15 protein-coding genes are annotated in these 17983 nt (G+C 39.0%); 12 read left to right on the top strand and 3 right to left on the bottom strand.

What is annotated here, in order from left to right:
• Positions 1-27: 27 nt before the first annotated feature.
• Entirely contained in the window at positions 28-2070 is a 2043-nt protein-coding gene (locus MPH60_RS11595; protein WP_241588825.1) for a sigma-54 interaction domain-containing protein, read from the top strand.
• 223 nt (positions 2071-2293) lie between these two features.
• Here MPH60_RS11595 and MPH60_RS11590 read toward each other — a convergent pair whose 3' ends face one another.
• Positions 2294-3211, bottom strand: coding sequence for a LysR family transcriptional regulator (locus MPH60_RS11590; RefSeq protein WP_241588824.1), 918 nt, complete (start codon positions 3209-3211; stop codon positions 2294-2296).
• Between the two features lie 439 nt (positions 3212-3650).
• Here MPH60_RS11590 and MPH60_RS11585 point away from each other — a divergent pair, with 439 nt between their 5' ends.
• The 4 genes from MPH60_RS11585 (at position 3651) to ggt (ending at position 9499) form a co-directional block, all read left to right on the top strand.
• Positions 3651-4625 (top strand): TAXI family TRAP transporter solute-binding subunit, encoded by a 975-nt coding sequence (locus MPH60_RS11585; RefSeq protein WP_241588823.1) that lies wholly within the window; start codon positions 3651-3653, stop codon positions 4623-4625.
• Positions 4626-4710: 85 nt separating this feature from the next.
• Complete coding sequence (locus tag MPH60_RS11580) at positions 4711-5217, top strand: DUF1850 domain-containing protein (RefSeq protein WP_241588822.1); 507 nt, start codon at positions 4711-4713, stop codon at positions 5215-5217.
• Positions 5218-5227: 10 nt separating this feature from the next.
• Complete coding sequence (locus tag MPH60_RS11575) at positions 5228-7204, top strand: TRAP transporter permease (protein ID WP_241589040.1); 1977 nt, start codon at positions 5228-5230, stop codon at positions 7202-7204.
• A gap of 219 nt (positions 7205-7423) precedes the next feature.
• Positions 7424-9499 (top strand): gamma-glutamyltransferase, encoded by a 2076-nt coding sequence (ggt, locus tag MPH60_RS11570; protein WP_241588821.1) that lies wholly within the window; start codon positions 7424-7426, stop codon positions 9497-9499.
• Between the two features lie 126 nt (positions 9500-9625).
• Here the strand turns inward: ggt and MPH60_RS11565 are convergent, their stop codons facing one another.
• The gene (locus MPH60_RS11565; protein WP_241588820.1) at positions 9626-10810 is read right to left on the bottom strand and encodes an acyl-CoA dehydrogenase family protein; all 1185 of its coding nucleotides are present in this window, start codon (positions 10808-10810) and stop codon (positions 9626-9628) included.
• A 341-nt stretch (positions 10811-11151) separates the two neighbouring features.
• Between MPH60_RS11565 and MPH60_RS11560 the strand changes: the two genes are divergently transcribed.
• From MPH60_RS11560 to MPH60_RS11540, 5 genes are all read left to right on the top strand, one after another.
• Complete coding sequence (locus MPH60_RS11560) at positions 11152-12024, top strand: transporter substrate-binding domain-containing protein (RefSeq protein ID WP_241588819.1); 873 nt, start codon at positions 11152-11154, stop codon at positions 12022-12024.
• 187 nt (positions 12025-12211) lie between these two features.
• Complete coding sequence (locus MPH60_RS11555; protein ID WP_241588818.1) at positions 12212-12919, top strand: amino acid ABC transporter permease; 708 nt, start codon at positions 12212-12214, stop codon at positions 12917-12919.
• 12 nt (positions 12920-12931) lie between these two features.
• The gene (locus MPH60_RS11550; RefSeq protein WP_241588817.1) at positions 12932-13645 is read left to right on the top strand and encodes an amino acid ABC transporter permease; all 714 of its coding nucleotides are present in this window, start codon (positions 12932-12934) and stop codon (positions 13643-13645) included.
• 20 nt (positions 13646-13665) lie between these two features.
• On the top strand, positions 13666-14421 hold the full coding sequence (locus MPH60_RS11545) for an amino acid ABC transporter ATP-binding protein (protein WP_241588816.1): 756 nt from the start codon (positions 13666-13668) through the stop codon (positions 14419-14421).
• Between the two features lie 346 nt (positions 14422-14767).
• Positions 14768-15298 (top strand): SF0329 family protein, encoded by a 531-nt coding sequence (locus tag MPH60_RS11540; RefSeq protein WP_241588815.1) that lies wholly within the window; start codon positions 14768-14770, stop codon positions 15296-15298.
• Positions 15299-15535: 237 nt separating this feature from the next.
• Here the strand turns inward: MPH60_RS11540 and MPH60_RS11535 are convergent, their stop codons facing one another.
• Entirely contained in the window at positions 15536-16438 is a 903-nt protein-coding gene (locus MPH60_RS11535) for a LysR family transcriptional regulator (protein ID WP_241588814.1), read from the bottom strand.
• A 123-nt stretch (positions 16439-16561) separates the two neighbouring features.
• On the opposite strand from MPH60_RS11535, the gene hutG reads away from it, so the two are divergent.
• Positions 16562-17518 (top strand): formimidoylglutamase, encoded by a 957-nt coding sequence (gene hutG, locus MPH60_RS11530; protein WP_241588813.1) that lies wholly within the window; start codon positions 16562-16564, stop codon positions 17516-17518.
• A 280-nt stretch (positions 17519-17798) separates the two neighbouring features.
• Positions 17799-17954 (top strand): hypothetical protein, encoded by a 156-nt coding sequence (locus tag MPH60_RS11525; RefSeq protein ID WP_153246094.1) that lies wholly within the window; start codon positions 17799-17801, stop codon positions 17952-17954.
• Positions 17955-17983 lie beyond the last annotated feature (29 nt).

Here is a 17983-nt window from a genome sequence, read left to right as displayed (position 1 = left end):
ACCAATTAAAGACAGGTAGGTGTTTTTATGTCAAAATCCTCACTTACACTTATAGCGGGAAGCTCAAAAACAAAGGAAGCCTTGCAGGAGCAACTGGAACAACTGCTTGGAGACTACGTGCATGTCAAAAGCCATTCTACCGAGGAGGGAATACCTCGTTCTCTGGGAGATGGAATTATCTTGTATTCATCAGATGCCGCTTATGATAAGAAAGAGGGAATGTATAGCGTAAATCCTGAGAAAATAATCGTGGGAAAGAGAACTGTTAATCATGAATACATTGACAAGTTATTAAGAATACCAGTGGGTTCGGCAGTTCTTTTGGTGAATGATGATGACGATGCAACTATAAACCTTATTGAATCCTTATATCAGCTTGGCGTCGATCATGTTCAATTTATCCCTTTCAGGAAGGGGATATTATTTTATGAGAATGTCCAAATAGCCGTTTCACCAGGAGAAACTCACCTATGTCCCTCTTACATAAAAGAAGTAATCGATATAGGCGTGCGTCTTTTTGATATAACAACAATTTTGGAAGTTGTAGAATGCTGTGGTTTACACAAGGATATATCCTCGAAGATTTCGGAAAGGTATATTAGCAATATCATAGAATTACAACGTAAGCTGTTATATGCAGAACGTGATGCCAAGCAGATGAGCGATCATATTCAAAATGTGTTGGGGACTGTAGATGACGGCATATTGGTCGTTAACGAGGAAGGGCTGATAACGGTATTCAATAACCAGCTTGCAGCATTGTTCCATGTTGATGCAAAAGATGTGGTTAATAAGTATCTGGAGCATGTGTTGAATCGCCGGGATATTATCGATTTCATCATGGGAAGTAATGATGAAAGCAAGTTCTTCAACATAGACGGAGTGGATGTCGTAATTTTTCGATTGCAAATGATGAAAGAAAATACAATCGTCGCAACCTTCAAAAGCGTACATCAAGCTTTCGAGATAGAAAAGACTGCACAAAGAGAAATGCGAAATCAAGGTTTTTATTCAAAATACAGCTTTGAAGATATTATTGGCGAGAATGAAGTAATGAAAGAGCGTAAGCAGATTGCCAAGAAGCTTGCCCTGTCTGAGCATCCGATTTTGATCCAGGGAGAGACAGGTACAGGAAAAGAGCTATTTGCTCATGCGATTCATGAGCATTCATTGCGAAAGAACGGGCCGTTTCTAGCGGTCAACTGTAGCGCTTTAACAGAAACTTTACTTGAAAGTGAATTGTTTGGTTACGAAGAAGGGGCATTTACAGGAGCACAAAGGGGAGGCAGGAAAGGACTGTTTGAAATGGCGGATAACGGGACTATCTTTTTGGATGAAATTGGTGACATAAGTCTCACAGTTCAATCCCATCTGCTTCGGGTTCTTCAGGAGGGTGAAATCCGCAGAATTGGCGGCAAGAGAATCATTCCCATTAATGTTAGGGTGACCACTGCGACGAATAAAAATCTTCATGATAAGATGCGGGACGGTTCATTTAGAACAGACTTATTTTACCGTCTGAATGTACTCAATCTTTACATACCGTCACTAAAAGAGAGAAGAGCGGATATTCCACTTTTGATAAAGCATCTCATCACAAAAAGCGGGAAGTGGGTAAAAGTAGAGCAAGATGTTCTGGAGTATTTCATGCAATACGAATGGCCCGGCAACATAAGGGAACTAAAAAGCACGATCGATTACATGCTGACGGTGTGTGAGGGGAATGCCGTGACGAAGAGTGATCTTCCGTTCATGCACGGGAATGCGGAAGACAGTGTTACGGCAGATTATCCCGTCTGTGAAAGTATACTGGAAATTCAGGAGCGCACTTTCATCTTGGAGGTAATCAAGCAATACAACGATAAAGGAAAAGCGGCGAGCAGAGAACTGATTTCTAGTCAGAGTCAAGAATCGGACTTTGTCTTGTCCCCTCAGCAAATCCGTCGCCGCTTGGATATTTTGGAAACAGAAGGATTTGTCGTTAAAGGCAGAGGAAGGGCCGGAACCAAAATTACCGCCGAGGGAATGGAGTATTTATATTTTCTTAAGTCAAAGCATGCTATGTATTGATATAGTTAGTCACTACCAATAAGTTGTTAATTAAAGGTTTTAATCAGTTATGGAAGAGGTCCCGTCCCATCGCCAATAAGAAGTTTAAGAGGTGAAATTATCCAATAATAAGCCCCATTTCTCAGTGGCACAAAAGAGAAACGGGGCTTTTTTAATACCGATTAGTATAGTTCTTTTTATTAAAATTGACCCTTTTTCACTCCGAGTTTTTTTCGCAGCATTTTTACTCCCTCATATCGTTAAAATCATTATCATTCTCTAACGTTTTCAAAATATGCTTGGTCAGAATGGATGCATCCGTGCTTTTCCATACTGCCGATATGGAACTGGATAATTCCGAGTTATCGATGTTCAAGGCTTTAACTTGGGTTTTTCCCAACAAACTCACCATATCTTCCGGCATGAGGGCTACGCCGAGGTTATTGGATATTAGATTGGCGATCGTCAGTAATTCAGAGCCTTTACATAATTCTTTAGGTGAAAATCCAGCAGTCAGGCAAGCTTTTTCCAATAGGAATTGAAGGGAGTGTGCTTGAACGGCATCATAATGGATAAAAGGTTCGTCTTTTGCTTCGTGTAAATGTATCGCATCCTTTTGGGCCAGTGGATGATCAATGGAGACGACTAATTGTAAAGGGAACCTCATGAATTCAATCATGCTTAATCCTTCATTGGCGATGATGTTACTGTGAATGGGCGTTCTGATGAAACCGATATGATAATTTTGTTGGTTTACGAGTTTTACAGCCCTTGAGGATGTTGTTTCATGCACATAAAATTCTGTATCCGGGTATTCCCCCACTATCTTTTTCAATAACTTCGGGATATATATACTAGCTGCAGAGGGGACGGTAGCAATCTTCAATTTAGGCTTGGGGATGGCTTTATTTTCAACTATGTAATTCACTGTTTTCTCAATATCTTCAAAGGAAGGAGCAAGTTTTTTATAGATGTACTCTCCTTCTTCCGTCAATGTAATTTTTCTTGTGGTTCGATTCAATAGTTTAAAGCCTAATTGTTTTTCGAGGGATAAAATCTGTTGGCTAAGTCCGGGCTGGGATATATGCAGGGTTTTGGAAGCCTCGCTGAAACTAAGATGGTTAGAAACCTCTATGAAATAGCGGAGGGATAGGAAATTCAAACAATCACCCACTTCAGATGGATTTGAAAATACTGAGCTAAAATGGCGGGTAAAAGAAAGGGTTGGATAGTTGATTCCCTCTCAAACAATGCTGGATATAACGATTAAAGGCTAGGAAGATCACTTTTATAACATCTACTTATAAGTTTATAACAATAATATATTTCTAAAATGGAAGAGTCAATATTATCCTTAAAGAAAGGAATAATCGGTAATAAAAGGTAAAATATTACTATTGGATAGCGAATTTTCCTTGTTTTTAATAGGTGTTTTTACACATTTATGCTTGGTGATTGGATTTCTATAAAACTATTTAATGTATTACTAGTGCTTTTGGATGATGTGTCTAATTTTGTAAAAAAAGGGAAAGTAAGGCGGTCGGTAGAATAATAACATTATCATCTTTTGCAGATGATGAAAACACATGAGGGGGAGTTTTATGAAAAAATTTCATAAGTACTTTTTATTGGTCATGATTTTGACGGTATCCGGTATTATCACTGCCTGCGGAGACAGTAAAACAGGTGGGTCGGATAGCGGAAACCAAAATTTGAGTTTGTTGACTGGTGGTACGGGAGGTACATACTATCCGCTCGGAGGACAAATTGGAAAAATCATTTCCGATAAAACAAAAGCGAACATAACACCTCAGACATCTGGAGCCTCTGCCGAAAACATGGAAACGTTAAGGGCTGGAGAGGCTGAAATCGCTTTTTCGCAAACGGATATCGCGGCATATGCACTTGAAGGAACGGAAATGTTCGACGGGAAACCCATTGACAATATAATGGCGATCAGCTCTCTATATCCTGAAACTGTTCAAATTGTAACGACTGCAAAAAGCGGAATTAAATCAATTGAGGATTTAAAGGGTAAAAAGGTATCAGTAGGTGCTCCGGGTTCCGGTGCATATATCAATGCCATGCAAATCCTGGAGATTCATGGTTTGTCTGAGAAAGATATTAAAGGACAAAATCTGTCCTTCGATGAGTCGGCCGAAGGAATTCAAGCAGGAAATATTGACGCAGCTTTCATTACTGCCGGAACACCAACAGGTGCAGTTGAGGCGCTATCCGTACAAAATGATATCATGATCCTGCCTATTGCAGAGGACAAAATTCAAGCATTGGTTAAAAAGTATCCATACTATGCTGAAGATACAATTCCAAGTGGTACGTACAAAATCAAATCCGAGATAAAAACAGTTGCAGTGAAAGCGATGTTAGTAGTTACAAAGGATCTTGATGAAGATTTAGTTTATGAAATGACTAAAGCTGTTTATGACAACACAGATCAAATCACACATGCAAAAGGCAAGTTCCTTACAGCAGAAACTGCCCTAGAAGGATTAGGGGAAATGGAAGTGCATCCTGGAGCAGCAAAATACTTTAAAGAAAAAGGTGTTTCCAAGTAATGCAATTGGGTCGGTAGCTCGCTTTATGTGGCCTATCGGCTTCGTTTTTTTCTGAATGGGAGATCTGATTTTGAAAGGGGTACCTATGAAACTCAAGAGATTCATGGCATTTGGTATACCTCTGCTCATCGCTTTTTTATTCTTTTTCCCTTATAAGCATGTAATTGCCTTTTCCTTTGAGGATCAAGGGGAATTAATCGCATACTTTCCTTTGAAAAAAGAAAAAGAATTCAAGATTGAGTATACACACTCCATCCACCTCACGGATGTTTTGGAATCATATCGTTTATCGGATAAGCAAATCGAACAAACTGAACTTTCTTATCATGATTTTGCGGTCGGTATGCCTTCTAATGCGGAGGGGGAAGAAGTATTTGAAGAAAAAGACGGTACCTATTTCATAAAGAATATGAAACGCAATTTCACCCATATCGATTTACGGGTAGGACAAGTTAAAGCTGACCATCGTTTGATATATGATGAAAAAACATACAAATTGGCAGACTTCATTAAACCAGGAACATGGGTCAGGATTTCATCGAAAAGAATTTCATTGTGGGAACAGTTGAAGGGAGTGAAGATTAGTGTCTGATAATGAAAAAATGAAATATTTAACCGAAGCGGAACAGCAGGAGTTATTGGAAAAATATGATCCGGAAGCCGGGACCAGGAAATTAACTGGTGTCTTGGGCCACATCGCGTTTTTTGGGCTCCTCGCTTTTTCGCTATTCCAATTATATACTGCCATTTTTGGTGTTTTTACAGCACAAATCCAACGGACGATACATTTAGGGTTTGCACTCTCCTTAGTATTTTTACTATTTCCCGCAAACCGGAAGAAGCGTGAAAAAGGAAAGTTTCAAATTGCCTGGTACGATATCCTATTAGCGATCCTTAGTATCGGGGTAGGTGCATATTGGCCCTTATTTTTCGAAGATATCGTCATGAATGTAGGACGTTTGGGCGCATTGGATTTTGCCGTTGGTTTAATGGCCATTCTCCTCGTTTTGGAGGCAACCAGGCGTGCAGTGGGGCTTCCCATTATGGTCATTGCTTTGATATTCATTTTCTATGGGATTTTTGGACAGTATATGCCAGGATTCCTTGCTCATCGCGGTTTGACTCTGGAACGGATGGTGCAAACGATGTTCTTCTCGACAGAGGGCATTTTAGGCACTCCGTTAGCGGTGTCATCGACATTCATCTTCCTATTTTTACTGTTTGGATCCTTTCTAGTCCGAACAGGTGTCGGTCAATACTTCAATGATCTTTCTACCGCCATTGCCGGCAGAAGGATAGGGGGACCTGCGAAGGTTGCGATTTTTTCCAGTGCTCTTCAAGGAACGATTAGCGGAAGTTCGGTAGCTAATGTTGTCACGTCGGGAGCATTCACGATACCGATGATGAAAAATCTTGGATATAAGAAGGAATTCGCTGGGGCAGTGGAGGCAGCCGCTTCGACAGGAGGTCAATTGATGCCTCCGGTAATGGGGGCGGCGGCATTCTTGATGGTTGAGTTCATTGGGAATGGGATAACGTATTGGGATATAGCAAAGGCGGCTGCGATTCCAGCTATCCTTTACTTTTCAGGAATTTGGATCATGACCCATTTTGAAGCGAAACGACTTGGACTGCGTGGGTTAACGAAAGAAGAGATGCCAAGTAAAAAGGAAGTGTTCGGCAAATTTTATTTACTAATACCGATCCTTGCCATTATTTTATTGCTCATGCTGAATATCACGGTTACACATGCAGCACTATATTCCATTGCTATCTCGGTTCTTGTAGGTTTCATAAACAAGGATGTCCGCATGAAATTCATCGATATCATTTATGCATTGGTGGATGGAGCCCGAACGGCACTTGCAGTTGCAGCTGCTACCGCAGCAGCAGGCATTATTGTAGGAATCGTCACGAAAACCGGATTAGGGCTGAAGCTGGCTAATGGTTTGATCGATTTGTCTGGTGGATATTTGATTCCAACACTGATGCTAACTATGGTAGCGGCACTTATATTAGGGATGGGTTCACCTACGACCGCCAATTATGTCATCACATCGACGATTGCGGCACCCGCGATCATTTTGCTTGGTGTTCCTGATTTATCTGCACATTTATTCGTTTTCTATTTTGGCATTATAGCAGATATTACTCCTCCAGTTGCTTTAGCCGCATTTGCAGCGGCAGGGGTGGCAGGCGGTGAACCGATAAAAACGGGAATTGAGTCATCCAAACTTGCTATCGCCGCATTTATCATTCCATATATTTTTGTTCTTTCCCCACAAATGCTGATGATCGATACAACTTGGATGGAGGTTGCCTGGGTCGTACTTACAGCAATGTCAGGAATGATTGCAATTGGTGCGGGTGTTATAGGTTACTGGATGAGAGGGATGCACTGGTTAGAAAGGGTCCTTGCTATAATCGTTGGTTTACTATTAATCTATCCTGAAACGATATCGGACATCATTGGGGTATCCGCTTTTATCGTATTACTGGCTTTACAATATCTTTGGAAGAGTGACAATCACGACAGCCCCAAAATCTTGGAAAATAACCAAAGCATAGAGAAAAATTGAGTCTAAGAATATCGTTCCTAAAAGTAAATGATAGAGCTGAATCATTCGGGGGGTGATTTTTTGAAGTGAAACATCATTGAGAACACAATGCCCAATCGGAATGTGCAGACTGCTTTTCTCGAGAACAACAAGCATATTCCTACTAGGGTCATCTGCTCGCATTTTCAGTTGCATTATGATAAAACCCTAATTGGTTTTAATTTGAAAGGAGACTAATTCATGAGATTTTTAAAAAGTTTAATTTTAGTTACTTTCAGTTTCTTTTGCATGATCACACCAGCTTTTGCAAGTGTCCCGGGAGTGGATACTTCACTGAAAAAAGGAGCAACAAAAGGAATCGTATCAGTTTCCCACCCTTTAGCGGCTGAAGCGGGCATAAAGATATTAAAACAAGGTGGAAACGCAGTCGATGCAGCAGCAGCCATCCAATTATCGTTAAATGTAGTTGAACCGATGATGTCTGGAATCGGCGGCGGTGGTTTTATCATGATTTATAATAAGAAAGAAAATAAAATAACGATGATCGATAGCCGCGAAATGGCACCGCAAAATGTTACGCCTGAACTCTTTTTAGATGAAAAGGGAAAACCCGTACCTTTTAGTAAACGGCACACAACTGGAAAAGCTGTCGGTGTTCCTGGAACCCTTAAGGGGATGGAAGCTGCCCTGGAGAAATATGGAACATTGAAATTATCACAAGTTATGGACCCTGCCATTAAACAAGCTGAAAAAGGAGTTAAGGTCAATTGGATAACGGCGCAATATATCGATGAAAATGTAAAAAAATTAGAAAATAACGAAGAAGCTGCAAAAGTATTTGTGCCTAACGGAGTGCCATTGGAAGAGGGAGACACTCTCGTTCAGCCCAATCTTGCAAAGACTCTTAAGTTAATAAAAAAACAAGGTTCAAATGTTTTTTATAAAGGTGAAATCGGGGAAGCCCTCACCAAAGAAGTTCAAAAACGTGAAGGGACGATGACAACTGAAGATTTGGAAAACTATGTGGTGAAAGAGAGGGAGCCAATTAAATCGGAATATAGGGGATTTGAAGTGGTAGGGGCGGCTTCACCAAGTTCAGGCAGCTTGACTGTCCAACAGATTCTTGAGCTTATGGAAGGGTACGATGTGCAAAAGATGGGGGCGAACTCTCCTGAGTATCTTCATCATCTAACTGAAGCCATGCATTTGGCTTTTGCCGATCGAGCTGCCTATATGGCGGATGAAGATTTTTATGATGTACCCACTAAAGGACTATTAGATGAAGAATATATAAAAGAAAGAAGAAAACTCATCAATCCAAATAAATCAACAGCAGATGTCAAAGAAGGCGATCCATGGAAGTACGAAGGCCAAGAACCGGTTTCAATGGAGAAGGTAAAAGAAGAGAAAACACCGATTGGACAAACGACTCACTTTTCTGTAATGGATAAGTGGGGAAATATGGTTTCTTATACGACTACGATCGAGCAAGTATTCGGTTCAGGTATCATGGTACCTGATTATGGCTTCATGCTTAATAATGAAATGACGGATTTTGATGCCACACCAGGTGGCGTTAACCAGGTGGAACCAGGAAAAAGACCAAGAAGCAGTATGTCACCGACCTTCATATTAAAAGATGGCAACCCTTTCATGGCCATCGGGTCACCGGGTGGAGCCACGATTATAGCATCGGTATCTGAAACGATTATGAATGTGATCGATCATCAAATGACAATTCAAGATGCGATACTTACGCCGCGTGTTTACTCTGCTGGCTATCCGACAGTTAGATGGGAACCGGGAATCGATCAAAATACAAGGTTAGAGTTAATGGCCAAAGGGCATGTTTATGAAGAAAAACCGCAGCATATCGGAAATGTGCAAGCTGTTATTTATGATTATGAAAGGGAAAGAATGTATGGGGGTGCCGACAATACAAGAGAAGGAACAGTTCTCGGTGTGGATGGGTTTTCCTATAAATCGAAACAGCCAAGAGAAATGAAAGAAGAAAAAAAGGGGCCGTTCACCTTAAAAGTGAATGGAGCCGTTTATCCTTACACAGCAAAACAAATGAAACTGATTAATGGAAAACCCTATATCCAATCAGACAAATTGCTTCTAGGTTTGGGTGCAATTGAAACAGTGGATTTAAAAACATTTAAACCGGATAAAAAATCCTACTTACCGGTGCTAAAAGTCGCAAAATCATTAGGATATAAAGCAAAATGGAACGAAAAAGACAAAGTTGCACTTTTGGAAAAAGATCCGGCTGATAGTGAAGATCCAGACGATGATGGCAGTGTCACGAATTAATCCAACCTGCTCTAAGAATAAAATCGAATTCTGTATGACTCAAAAAATGGAAAACCCCTGGATTCTCTATGAAAAGAGAATTCAGGGGTTATTTATAGTTCATAGCGGTTCTTTTATCAAATCTGATCATTTCAAAAGTGGATGGCCGCTTAAATTGGATTTTGTCTGTTCAATTGCCAATTTTGCTAAATTCTTTATCGTTACATCGTCCATCGGAGGATTGTGTAAACCAGCTCTTACATCCCTATAGTGCCTTTGTAGTGGATTATTGCGTTGAAGACTCTTTGCACCGACTATTCGCATGGCTTTATCGACAATTGTAATGGCTGCGTTTGTAACAATATGTTTTGCAGCCCCCAGCTCATTTGTGAAATGGATTCTTCGTGATTCATCATCATAAGCCTCGGCAACGCTATATAAGAAATGCCTGGCTTTCATTAATTCCAAATCAATTTCTCCTAACAGTTGTTGGACATTAGCCAGCTGGCTGATAGGTGCATTTATACTGTTTGGAGTATAGGTATTGGCAAAGTGTATGGCGTAATCCCTTGCAGCTTGCGCAATGCCAAGGTAACAGGCTGGAATATGAAGGATCCATGCATTGAATCTGTTTCCACTTGGCATTTCAGGTAACTCTACAAGTTTTGAATCATCAACTTCAACATCTTTAAGGACCAAATCATGACTTCCTGTCCCCCTCATTGAAATTACGTCCCATGTTTCATCTATGTAGAGCCCATCCAAATCTTTATGCAGGAGAAAAAATCCAACCTTTTGCCTTTCCTCGATCCATGCTGAAACTAGGAAATAAGTTAAAACGGGGGACATGGTTGTATAGGTTTTACGTCCGGAAATAACCCAGTAATCTCCCTTTTTGACTGCCTTCGTTCCAGGGCGTCCCCCGCGAGTCGGACTGCCAGTTTGCGCTTCACTAACGGAACGGTTCACTAAAGCGCCATTTAGAACTTCCCCTGCAATAAAATCTAAGTTCGTGTTTGTCCAACTTTCCTGTTCAAAAAGGTCTCCTATCACTCCAAGGTTCCAACCAATGGATAGCGCAGTCGCTGAATCAAAACTAGCCAATGTTTCTTGAAGGAGAATCATGTCATAAACTTTTAACCCTCCGCCACCATAGGATTTGGGAAGAGTTGAACTTGTATATCCCATACGAATTAAATCTTGAATATGTTCTTTCGGAAAAAAGGCCAATTCATCAATTTGAGCAGAATTATTTTTGAATTTTGATTCTACTTCATATAATTTTTTCAGCCACGCTTTTTGACTCTCCGTCTTAATGAATAGGTTAATCACACGGTTCCCTCCTTCTATAACCTTCTGTTTTTGTTTTAATTCCTATTAATCTTATTGGTTTAAATAATAATTAAGGTGTGTTTAGTTGTCAAGGAAATTAAGGATTTGCAGATAAACTACAACTCTTTTAATAAAACAGGTGTGTGCAGTTGCTTGAAAATTTTAAATATACACATTGACTTTACAAAAGTATCCATCTATTATGTTTATAACCAAATAACTTACTTAACCTACCTCAATAGTTGGTATTGGGTGGTGAAGGGTGATGTATTTATTTCCTTTTAATTTCAGGAAATACCAATGTAAGTAAAAAAAGATCGTAAAACGAAAGGGGTTCCACTATGAAAAATAAAAAAATTCGCCATGTTTTAACTATCGGTTTAGCGTTTGTAACCATATTAGCGGGGTGCGGATCAGGTACATCAACGAGTAATGAAGCCGATGCAAATTCAGGTAGCACTTCAGGTGTCCGAAAGGTAAAAGTAGCATATGACCAAGCATCAAAACCTATGTCTTGGCTGGATGAGAAGGGAAATCCAACTGGATATGATGTGGAAGTTATGAAATTGGTAGATGAATTACTACCGGCATACGAATTCGAATATGTTGGCACATCAAGCGATGACCTGTTAGTAGGCATTGAACAAGGTAAATATCAAGTGGGGGTTAAAAATGCTTTCTGGACAGAAGAAAGGACTGAAAAGTTCATCTTTCCTAAAGAATTCCTTGGATTAAGCAGTGCGGGCCTTGTTTTAAAGAAAGAAAATTCAAAGATCAAAAATCTCAAGGACTTTGCTTCATCGGGCTTCTCATTAGCACCAATCGCAGCAAACAACGCTCAATACACGATCGTTGATGAGTATAATCAGGCCAATCCGGACAATAAGGTGAAATTGAAAGCAGGAGATGCATTCACTGTAGATGTAATTCAATGGGTAAATGAAGGTCGTGTCGACGGTGGAATAGCAATCGAGGGAGCTTTTAAGAAGCAAGTGGCCGATGATGGCCCCTATCATAATTTAGTGGATGATCTTGTTTACAATGAATTTGCAGTCATTAAAACCTGGCCATTATTCAACAAAAAAGAACAACAATTCGCAGATGCTTATGATGAAGCGATTAAAAAAATTAAAGACGAAAAGAAGACGAATGAGTTAAGCAAAAAGTTTTATGGCCGGGATTTATTCGAAGTTTTGGGAACTGTAGAGAGATAACGAAGCCCTTTGCAAAAAAAGCATTAGAATGTCAATCAATAGGTTATGACTTGTCATTTTCTTAATATGGGTTTTCTTGGATAACTCTTGGTATTTTAAGAGATGGCAAGTTTCTAGGTACTGGCCTTGAATAGAATGATTGGATTTGAAAATTCGAATCTTCAATGAAAGCAGATGGAGGTGAAACATGGAAAAATACTTTGATTTAGCTTACATAATAGAGTCGGTACCAATGTTAGTTCCTTTTCTAAAAGTAACATTAATCGTTACGGGTCTATCAGTCTTGTTCGGGACAATCATAGGGTTCATCTTAGCAGTCATGAAACTTGGAAATAGTAAAATCGCCAGGAAAATTGCTTATGGATATACAACGGTACTGAGATGTACGCCCTCTATAGTTCTGCTTTTTTTGACTTATTATGGTATCCCTGCAATTGCAGGGAATTTTGGCATAAATCTTAATGATATTGATAAAGCAGTATTTGTAGTCATAACCTTTTCGCTTCAATTTGCGGCTGCAATGTCAGAAGTGATCAGAACATCGCTTGAATCTATTGATAGAGGGCAATTTGAAGCGGCAGTAAGCGTTGGATTAAGCAATACGCAAGCTTACCGGAGAATTATTTTACCCCAGGCTGGCGTAGTCGCTTTACCAAACTTCGGTAACAGCTTACTTGAATTAATGAAAGAAGGGTCTTTAGCATATACAATCGGCTTGATAGATATCATGGGGAAGGCAGAGCTTATAATCGCCGGGAACTATAACACTCATGCATTAGAAATTTATCTTGCATTGGCGGTTATTTACTGGACATTATCGATTGCCATTGAACAACTGTTCTTAAAATTGGAAAAGGCATTCAGTAAAGGAAAACAAGTGATAACAACTGCATAGAGGGGTGACGGAATGTCAGAAGGTCTGGATTATAGGTTTTTAGTGGAAACCTTTTTTGTAGCGTTATCGGGGGTGCCGACCGCATTATTCATTACAATTGTTGCTTTGATTATTGCCTTGCCATTAGGGTTTTTACTTGCTTTATCAAGAATAAATCAAATCCCGGTATTGAATCGCTTAGCACAGATATACGTTTCATTTGTCAGAGGAACGCCTGTCATTATCCAAATTTTCATTATATATAGCAGTGTGCCATTAATGCTGACTTCGATATTTGAAAAGTATGCTGTCGAAATGAATGTATACGATGTAAATCCGATATGGTACGCTTTCATTGTTTTCTCGTTGAATACGACAGCTATTCTCACAGAGGTGTTTCGTTCGGCAATTAGCACAGTGAGCAAGGGGCAGCTTGAAGCTTCTTATGCTGTCGGATTAACAACTGTGCAAGCATTTAGAAGAATTATCATTCCACAGACATTGGTAGTGGCATTACCGAATATATGTACAGCAACAGTCAATCTGATTAAAGCGACATCATTAGGTTATGCTTTGTCATTGCAGGAAATCACTTTAAAAGCCAAAGTAGCTGCCAATGTTGGCTACAATTATGTTGAAGCATATATTGATATCTTTCTTGTTTACCTAATTTTATGTAGTTTGGTGGAATACTTGTTTAAAAGGTATGAAAAACGAGTAAGCAGGTTTAAAGCAGTTAGTATCTGAAATTAGGAGGTGTGGCCGAAATGCTAGAGATTAAAAATATTCATAAATCATTCGGTGAGAATGAGATTTTAAAAGGTGTGGATTTAAATATAGACAAGGGGGATGTGGTGGTCATTCTGGGTCCAAGTGGTTCAGGTAAGACAACTTTACTTCGATGCATTAACTTTCTTGAAAAAGCAGATCAAGGACATGCCGTTTTTGGAGATATTGATGTAAGTCTTAAAACGGCATCTAAAAAAGTGATTCATGGAATAAGGCAGAAGATAGCCTTTGTTTTTCAAAATTATAATCTTTTCACTAATAAAACGGCATTGGAAAATGTGACGGAAGGACTGGTTATTGGAAGGAAGATTGCGAAAGCAGAAGCATATGAGATTGGTAAAAAAGCATTGGATAAAGTAGGCTTGTCAGAAAAATATGATGCTTACCCTAGTGAACTCTCAGGCGGGCAGCAGCAAAGGGTGGGCATTGCGAGAGCAGTTGCTTTAAACCCTGACATTATTTTATTTGACGAACCAACTTCGGCATTGGACCCGGAATTGGTCGGTGAAGTACTGACGGTGATGAAGCAAATTGCCAAAGAAGGAACTACGATGTTAGTCGTCACGCATGAAATGTCTTTTGCAAAGGATGTTGCAAACAGAGTGATTTTTATGGATGCAGGTGTCATAGTGGAAGAGGGATCGCCTAAAGAAATTTTTGTGAATCCAAAAGAAGAAAGAACGAAGAGGTTCTTAAAAAGAGTCTTGCCGGAGGATTATATTTTTTATATTTAGGTTATGTTCACTTCTCTTTTGAAATGTGATTGAAACAAACGAATGAAAATAACGTTTGTTAGGGTAATTCAGAATGCCGTTAAGTGAATTGATAGTAAAAAGTCAAAATTTGTATTAAACAAAAATACATCGATTGAAAGAATTCTTTATCCATTTACTTGCATCATCATTTTCTGCAAGTGAACAAGCATTTCAAGAAGTGACCGAACGCAAAAATAAAGATGGCTAAACTTATGTAGATTTTGACTCTTTAAACATATACCTCTACAGTTCATTATCAAGCAGATAGTATAATGAAAGAAATATGCTTTTGTGGAAATTGAAAACTGTAAAGGAGAATAAAAACATGCGTAATCAACAATGGAGTAAAGTAAAGAAAAAGTTAGAGAGTTTTATCTGTGACTCTCTAAAAAATAGAGTTCAGTTTACTGTTACGAATTATCGAAAGGCTCACGACCGATTAGGACGAGCTTTTATTACTGTTGATAAAAAGGAAATCCTAAATATGTGTACGATAACATCTGATAGAGAAATGTTCAGAAAAGAAAATGAAATAAGAAATGCCAAAAGTATTGAATACGATGTCTATAATGGAAATCAGAACTATGAGATAGGGATACAAGCACATGAAATGATTAAAGCAGATGGGATTTTTGCGCAGTATGACTTTTTTAATGCGGTTGAAGAATATTTTAATATACCAATAGAAATTTACTTAAAATCAGATGATATGATTTTAAAGATTCTTTCTCTGATAGATAGAAGAGTTGGGATGCGTACTTTACAAGGACTAAAAAAATCTATCCTAAATGAAAAGGAAATTATCCAGTATTTTTATATCTTGCGATGTGAAGCAGAGGGAATAAGAACTTCCTAAAAAGCGCTTAATGAATTTTTATTGAACACGTATTTTACTTGGCATTGAAGTGTGAGCGTTAGGACGTTATTAATTAGTGAGGAAAAACAATATGGATGGAGAGTGAAAACACATGAACCTCCTGCAAATATGATGGGGGAATCTAGCTCATTGGCAGGAAGTCTAAAGTGTTTTCTTTATATAAAGTGAATCACAATGAGCCATGGTGTCTTTCCCATTAAATTAGAGAATCAGCATTTAGGTATCGTTCCTAACATCCCACCTAAAAAAGCAATGTATGTCCTCGACTAACTTACATACAGCAGGAGATAGATATCGATCTTTCAAAAAGGCCAGGTAAACAGTCCTTTCCAAAAAATTCGAATCAATCGAACGAATTGCAGTATTGGGGGTTGCAGCGGATTTTATATAGCTTTCCGGTAAAATTGTAACCCCAAGACCTTCTTCCACCAAACTGCAAGCCGTTTCAAGTCTTTCTATTTCGTATAGGATATTCGGAATTGCATTTTCATCCTTAAACGCTCTTAAGATATCATCTCTAGTTTGAAATCCAGTTGTGCTGATGATCAATTCTTTCTTTGCAATGTCTTGGAAAGTGATGGACTCTTTTTCATTTAACTCGTCATCTTTATGGATCAAAAGCATGAATTTTTCTTTATAAAGGGGAGTGGACAGGATTTCATCATTGTTGATGGGCTGGTTCGTGATGGTGAAATGAACATTATATCGATTTAACGAATCGAAAACTTTCTCTTCCCCTAATATTTCACTTATTTTTATATGAATATTAGGATAATTGATTTTGAAATTCCTGATTATCTTCGGGAACCAAAATTTGAATGATTCTATGGAACCTATAGATACTGTTCCGCTTCCAACATCCTTCATTTCCTTAAGCTCCACTTGCATATTATCGAATCTTCTTAACAGATCAACAGATCTCGCATAAAAAAGACCTCCTGCTTCCGTAAGCTCAAGACCCCTTGTATTACGTTCCAAAAGCTGTAAACTAACTTCATTTTCTAATTTCATTATGGCATTACTTAGGGAAGGTTGTGATATATGCAGCATTTTTGCCGCTTTTGAAAAATTCTTTTCCTGGACGGTAGTAGTGAAATACCGAAGTTGACGAAGATCCATTTATTCTCCTTACTATAGCTTTAAACTATAGATATATTGAATTTTTGTATTGGTAATTATATATTATCTCATTTATAATTTTTTAAAAAGATATTTCGGAATTTTTTAAATAAAGGAGAAATTATGTATACTAACCCGACTTCAAACTATTGGAATGGAAGAATTGACTCCCAAACTGACCTGGACAGCTTTAGATACCACCAAAGAGTACGGTTGGCTCCAATATCGGAATTGGCCATCTCTTCCAATGCATCAAAGACCTTTGGTTTGATTGGCTTCAAATGTGATGAAGGCGTCAAAAGGAATAAAGGCAGGATTGGTGCTGCTGAGGGTCCTGATCATATTAGGCAGTACTTGGCGAAATTACCCTGTCATTTACCGATCCATACCGAGCTGGTGGATGCTGGCGATGTAATATGTGAAAGTACGGAGATGGAGGCCGCCCAATTCGAATTGGGATCGGCTATTGACAGAATATTGGAGACTAAAGCGATTCCTATCATACTTGGGGGAGGACACGAAACCTTGTATGGCCATTATCTTGGAATTAGGAAATCCATTGGACCGAAAGCTAGATTGGGGATCATTAATATTGACGCGCACTTTGATATGAGGCCTTATGAAAAAGAAAGTTCATCAGGAACGATGTTTAAGCAGATTTTGGACGAAGATCAAAGTTGTGGATATTTATGTGTCGGAATTCAGAAGCAGGGGAATACGAAGGCACTGTTTGAAACCGCTGAGAGAAGTAAGGTCGACTACATATTGGAAGAAGATTTGTCATTGAACGAAATGGATGAAACAAAGCGGCGGATAAATGAATTCGTTAATAAAAATGACTACATTATGCTAACATTATGTACGGACGTTATTGATTCAGCCTATGCACCTGGGGTAAGTGCACCATCTCCGTTTGGACTGAACCCGAAATTGGTCCGTGCGATTATTAGGCATATCGTATCAAATGAAAAGATTCTCTCCTTTGACATTTCGGAAGTGAATCCTTCGTTGGACGAAAATAATAAAACCGTAACATTAGCAGCACATTTAATAAATGAAGTTTTGCTGCATTTTAAATAATGAGTGGACATGGAAGAGGGGCAATTCGAATTTGGTCCTTCCAGCTTTCCTCAATGTTATCTCCATGATCAACTATCAGTTGAGGCTAAAACCTTTGACAGCACCCAGGCTGTCCGTGAATCATTCATGGACGGTCTTTTTTACGCCTTATTTACACGGGTTAATGGTCCAGCAATTGCTTGCCTACCCGTTATTGGTTTAACCATGACTCGGCCAAAGTTCACTATGATACTTGTGGGTTTTTGGTTTATAATAACAACCATCTAGGGGGGATTTTTTTATGAATGAATATAAAGTGACGGTCAGGAATGGCAGTACCTTGATCTTGTCGGAAATCATTAAAGCTGAAGATGAAAGAGAAGTCCTTGGAACTCTTTTGATTTCCAGCGAATTATTTAATCAACCATTTACCGACATCAGGATTTTAGAACGCTGATTTGTGCCTGCCCGTGTGATTTGTTACAC

It is taken from the genome of Peribacillus sp. Aquil_B1, from assembly GCF_022603275.1.
Taxonomy (GTDB): domain Bacteria; phylum Bacillota; class Bacilli; order Bacillales; family DSM-1321; genus Peribacillus.
The sequence above is the reverse complement of the archived record's forward strand: the minus strand, read 5'-3'. Positions and strand labels throughout refer to the sequence as shown.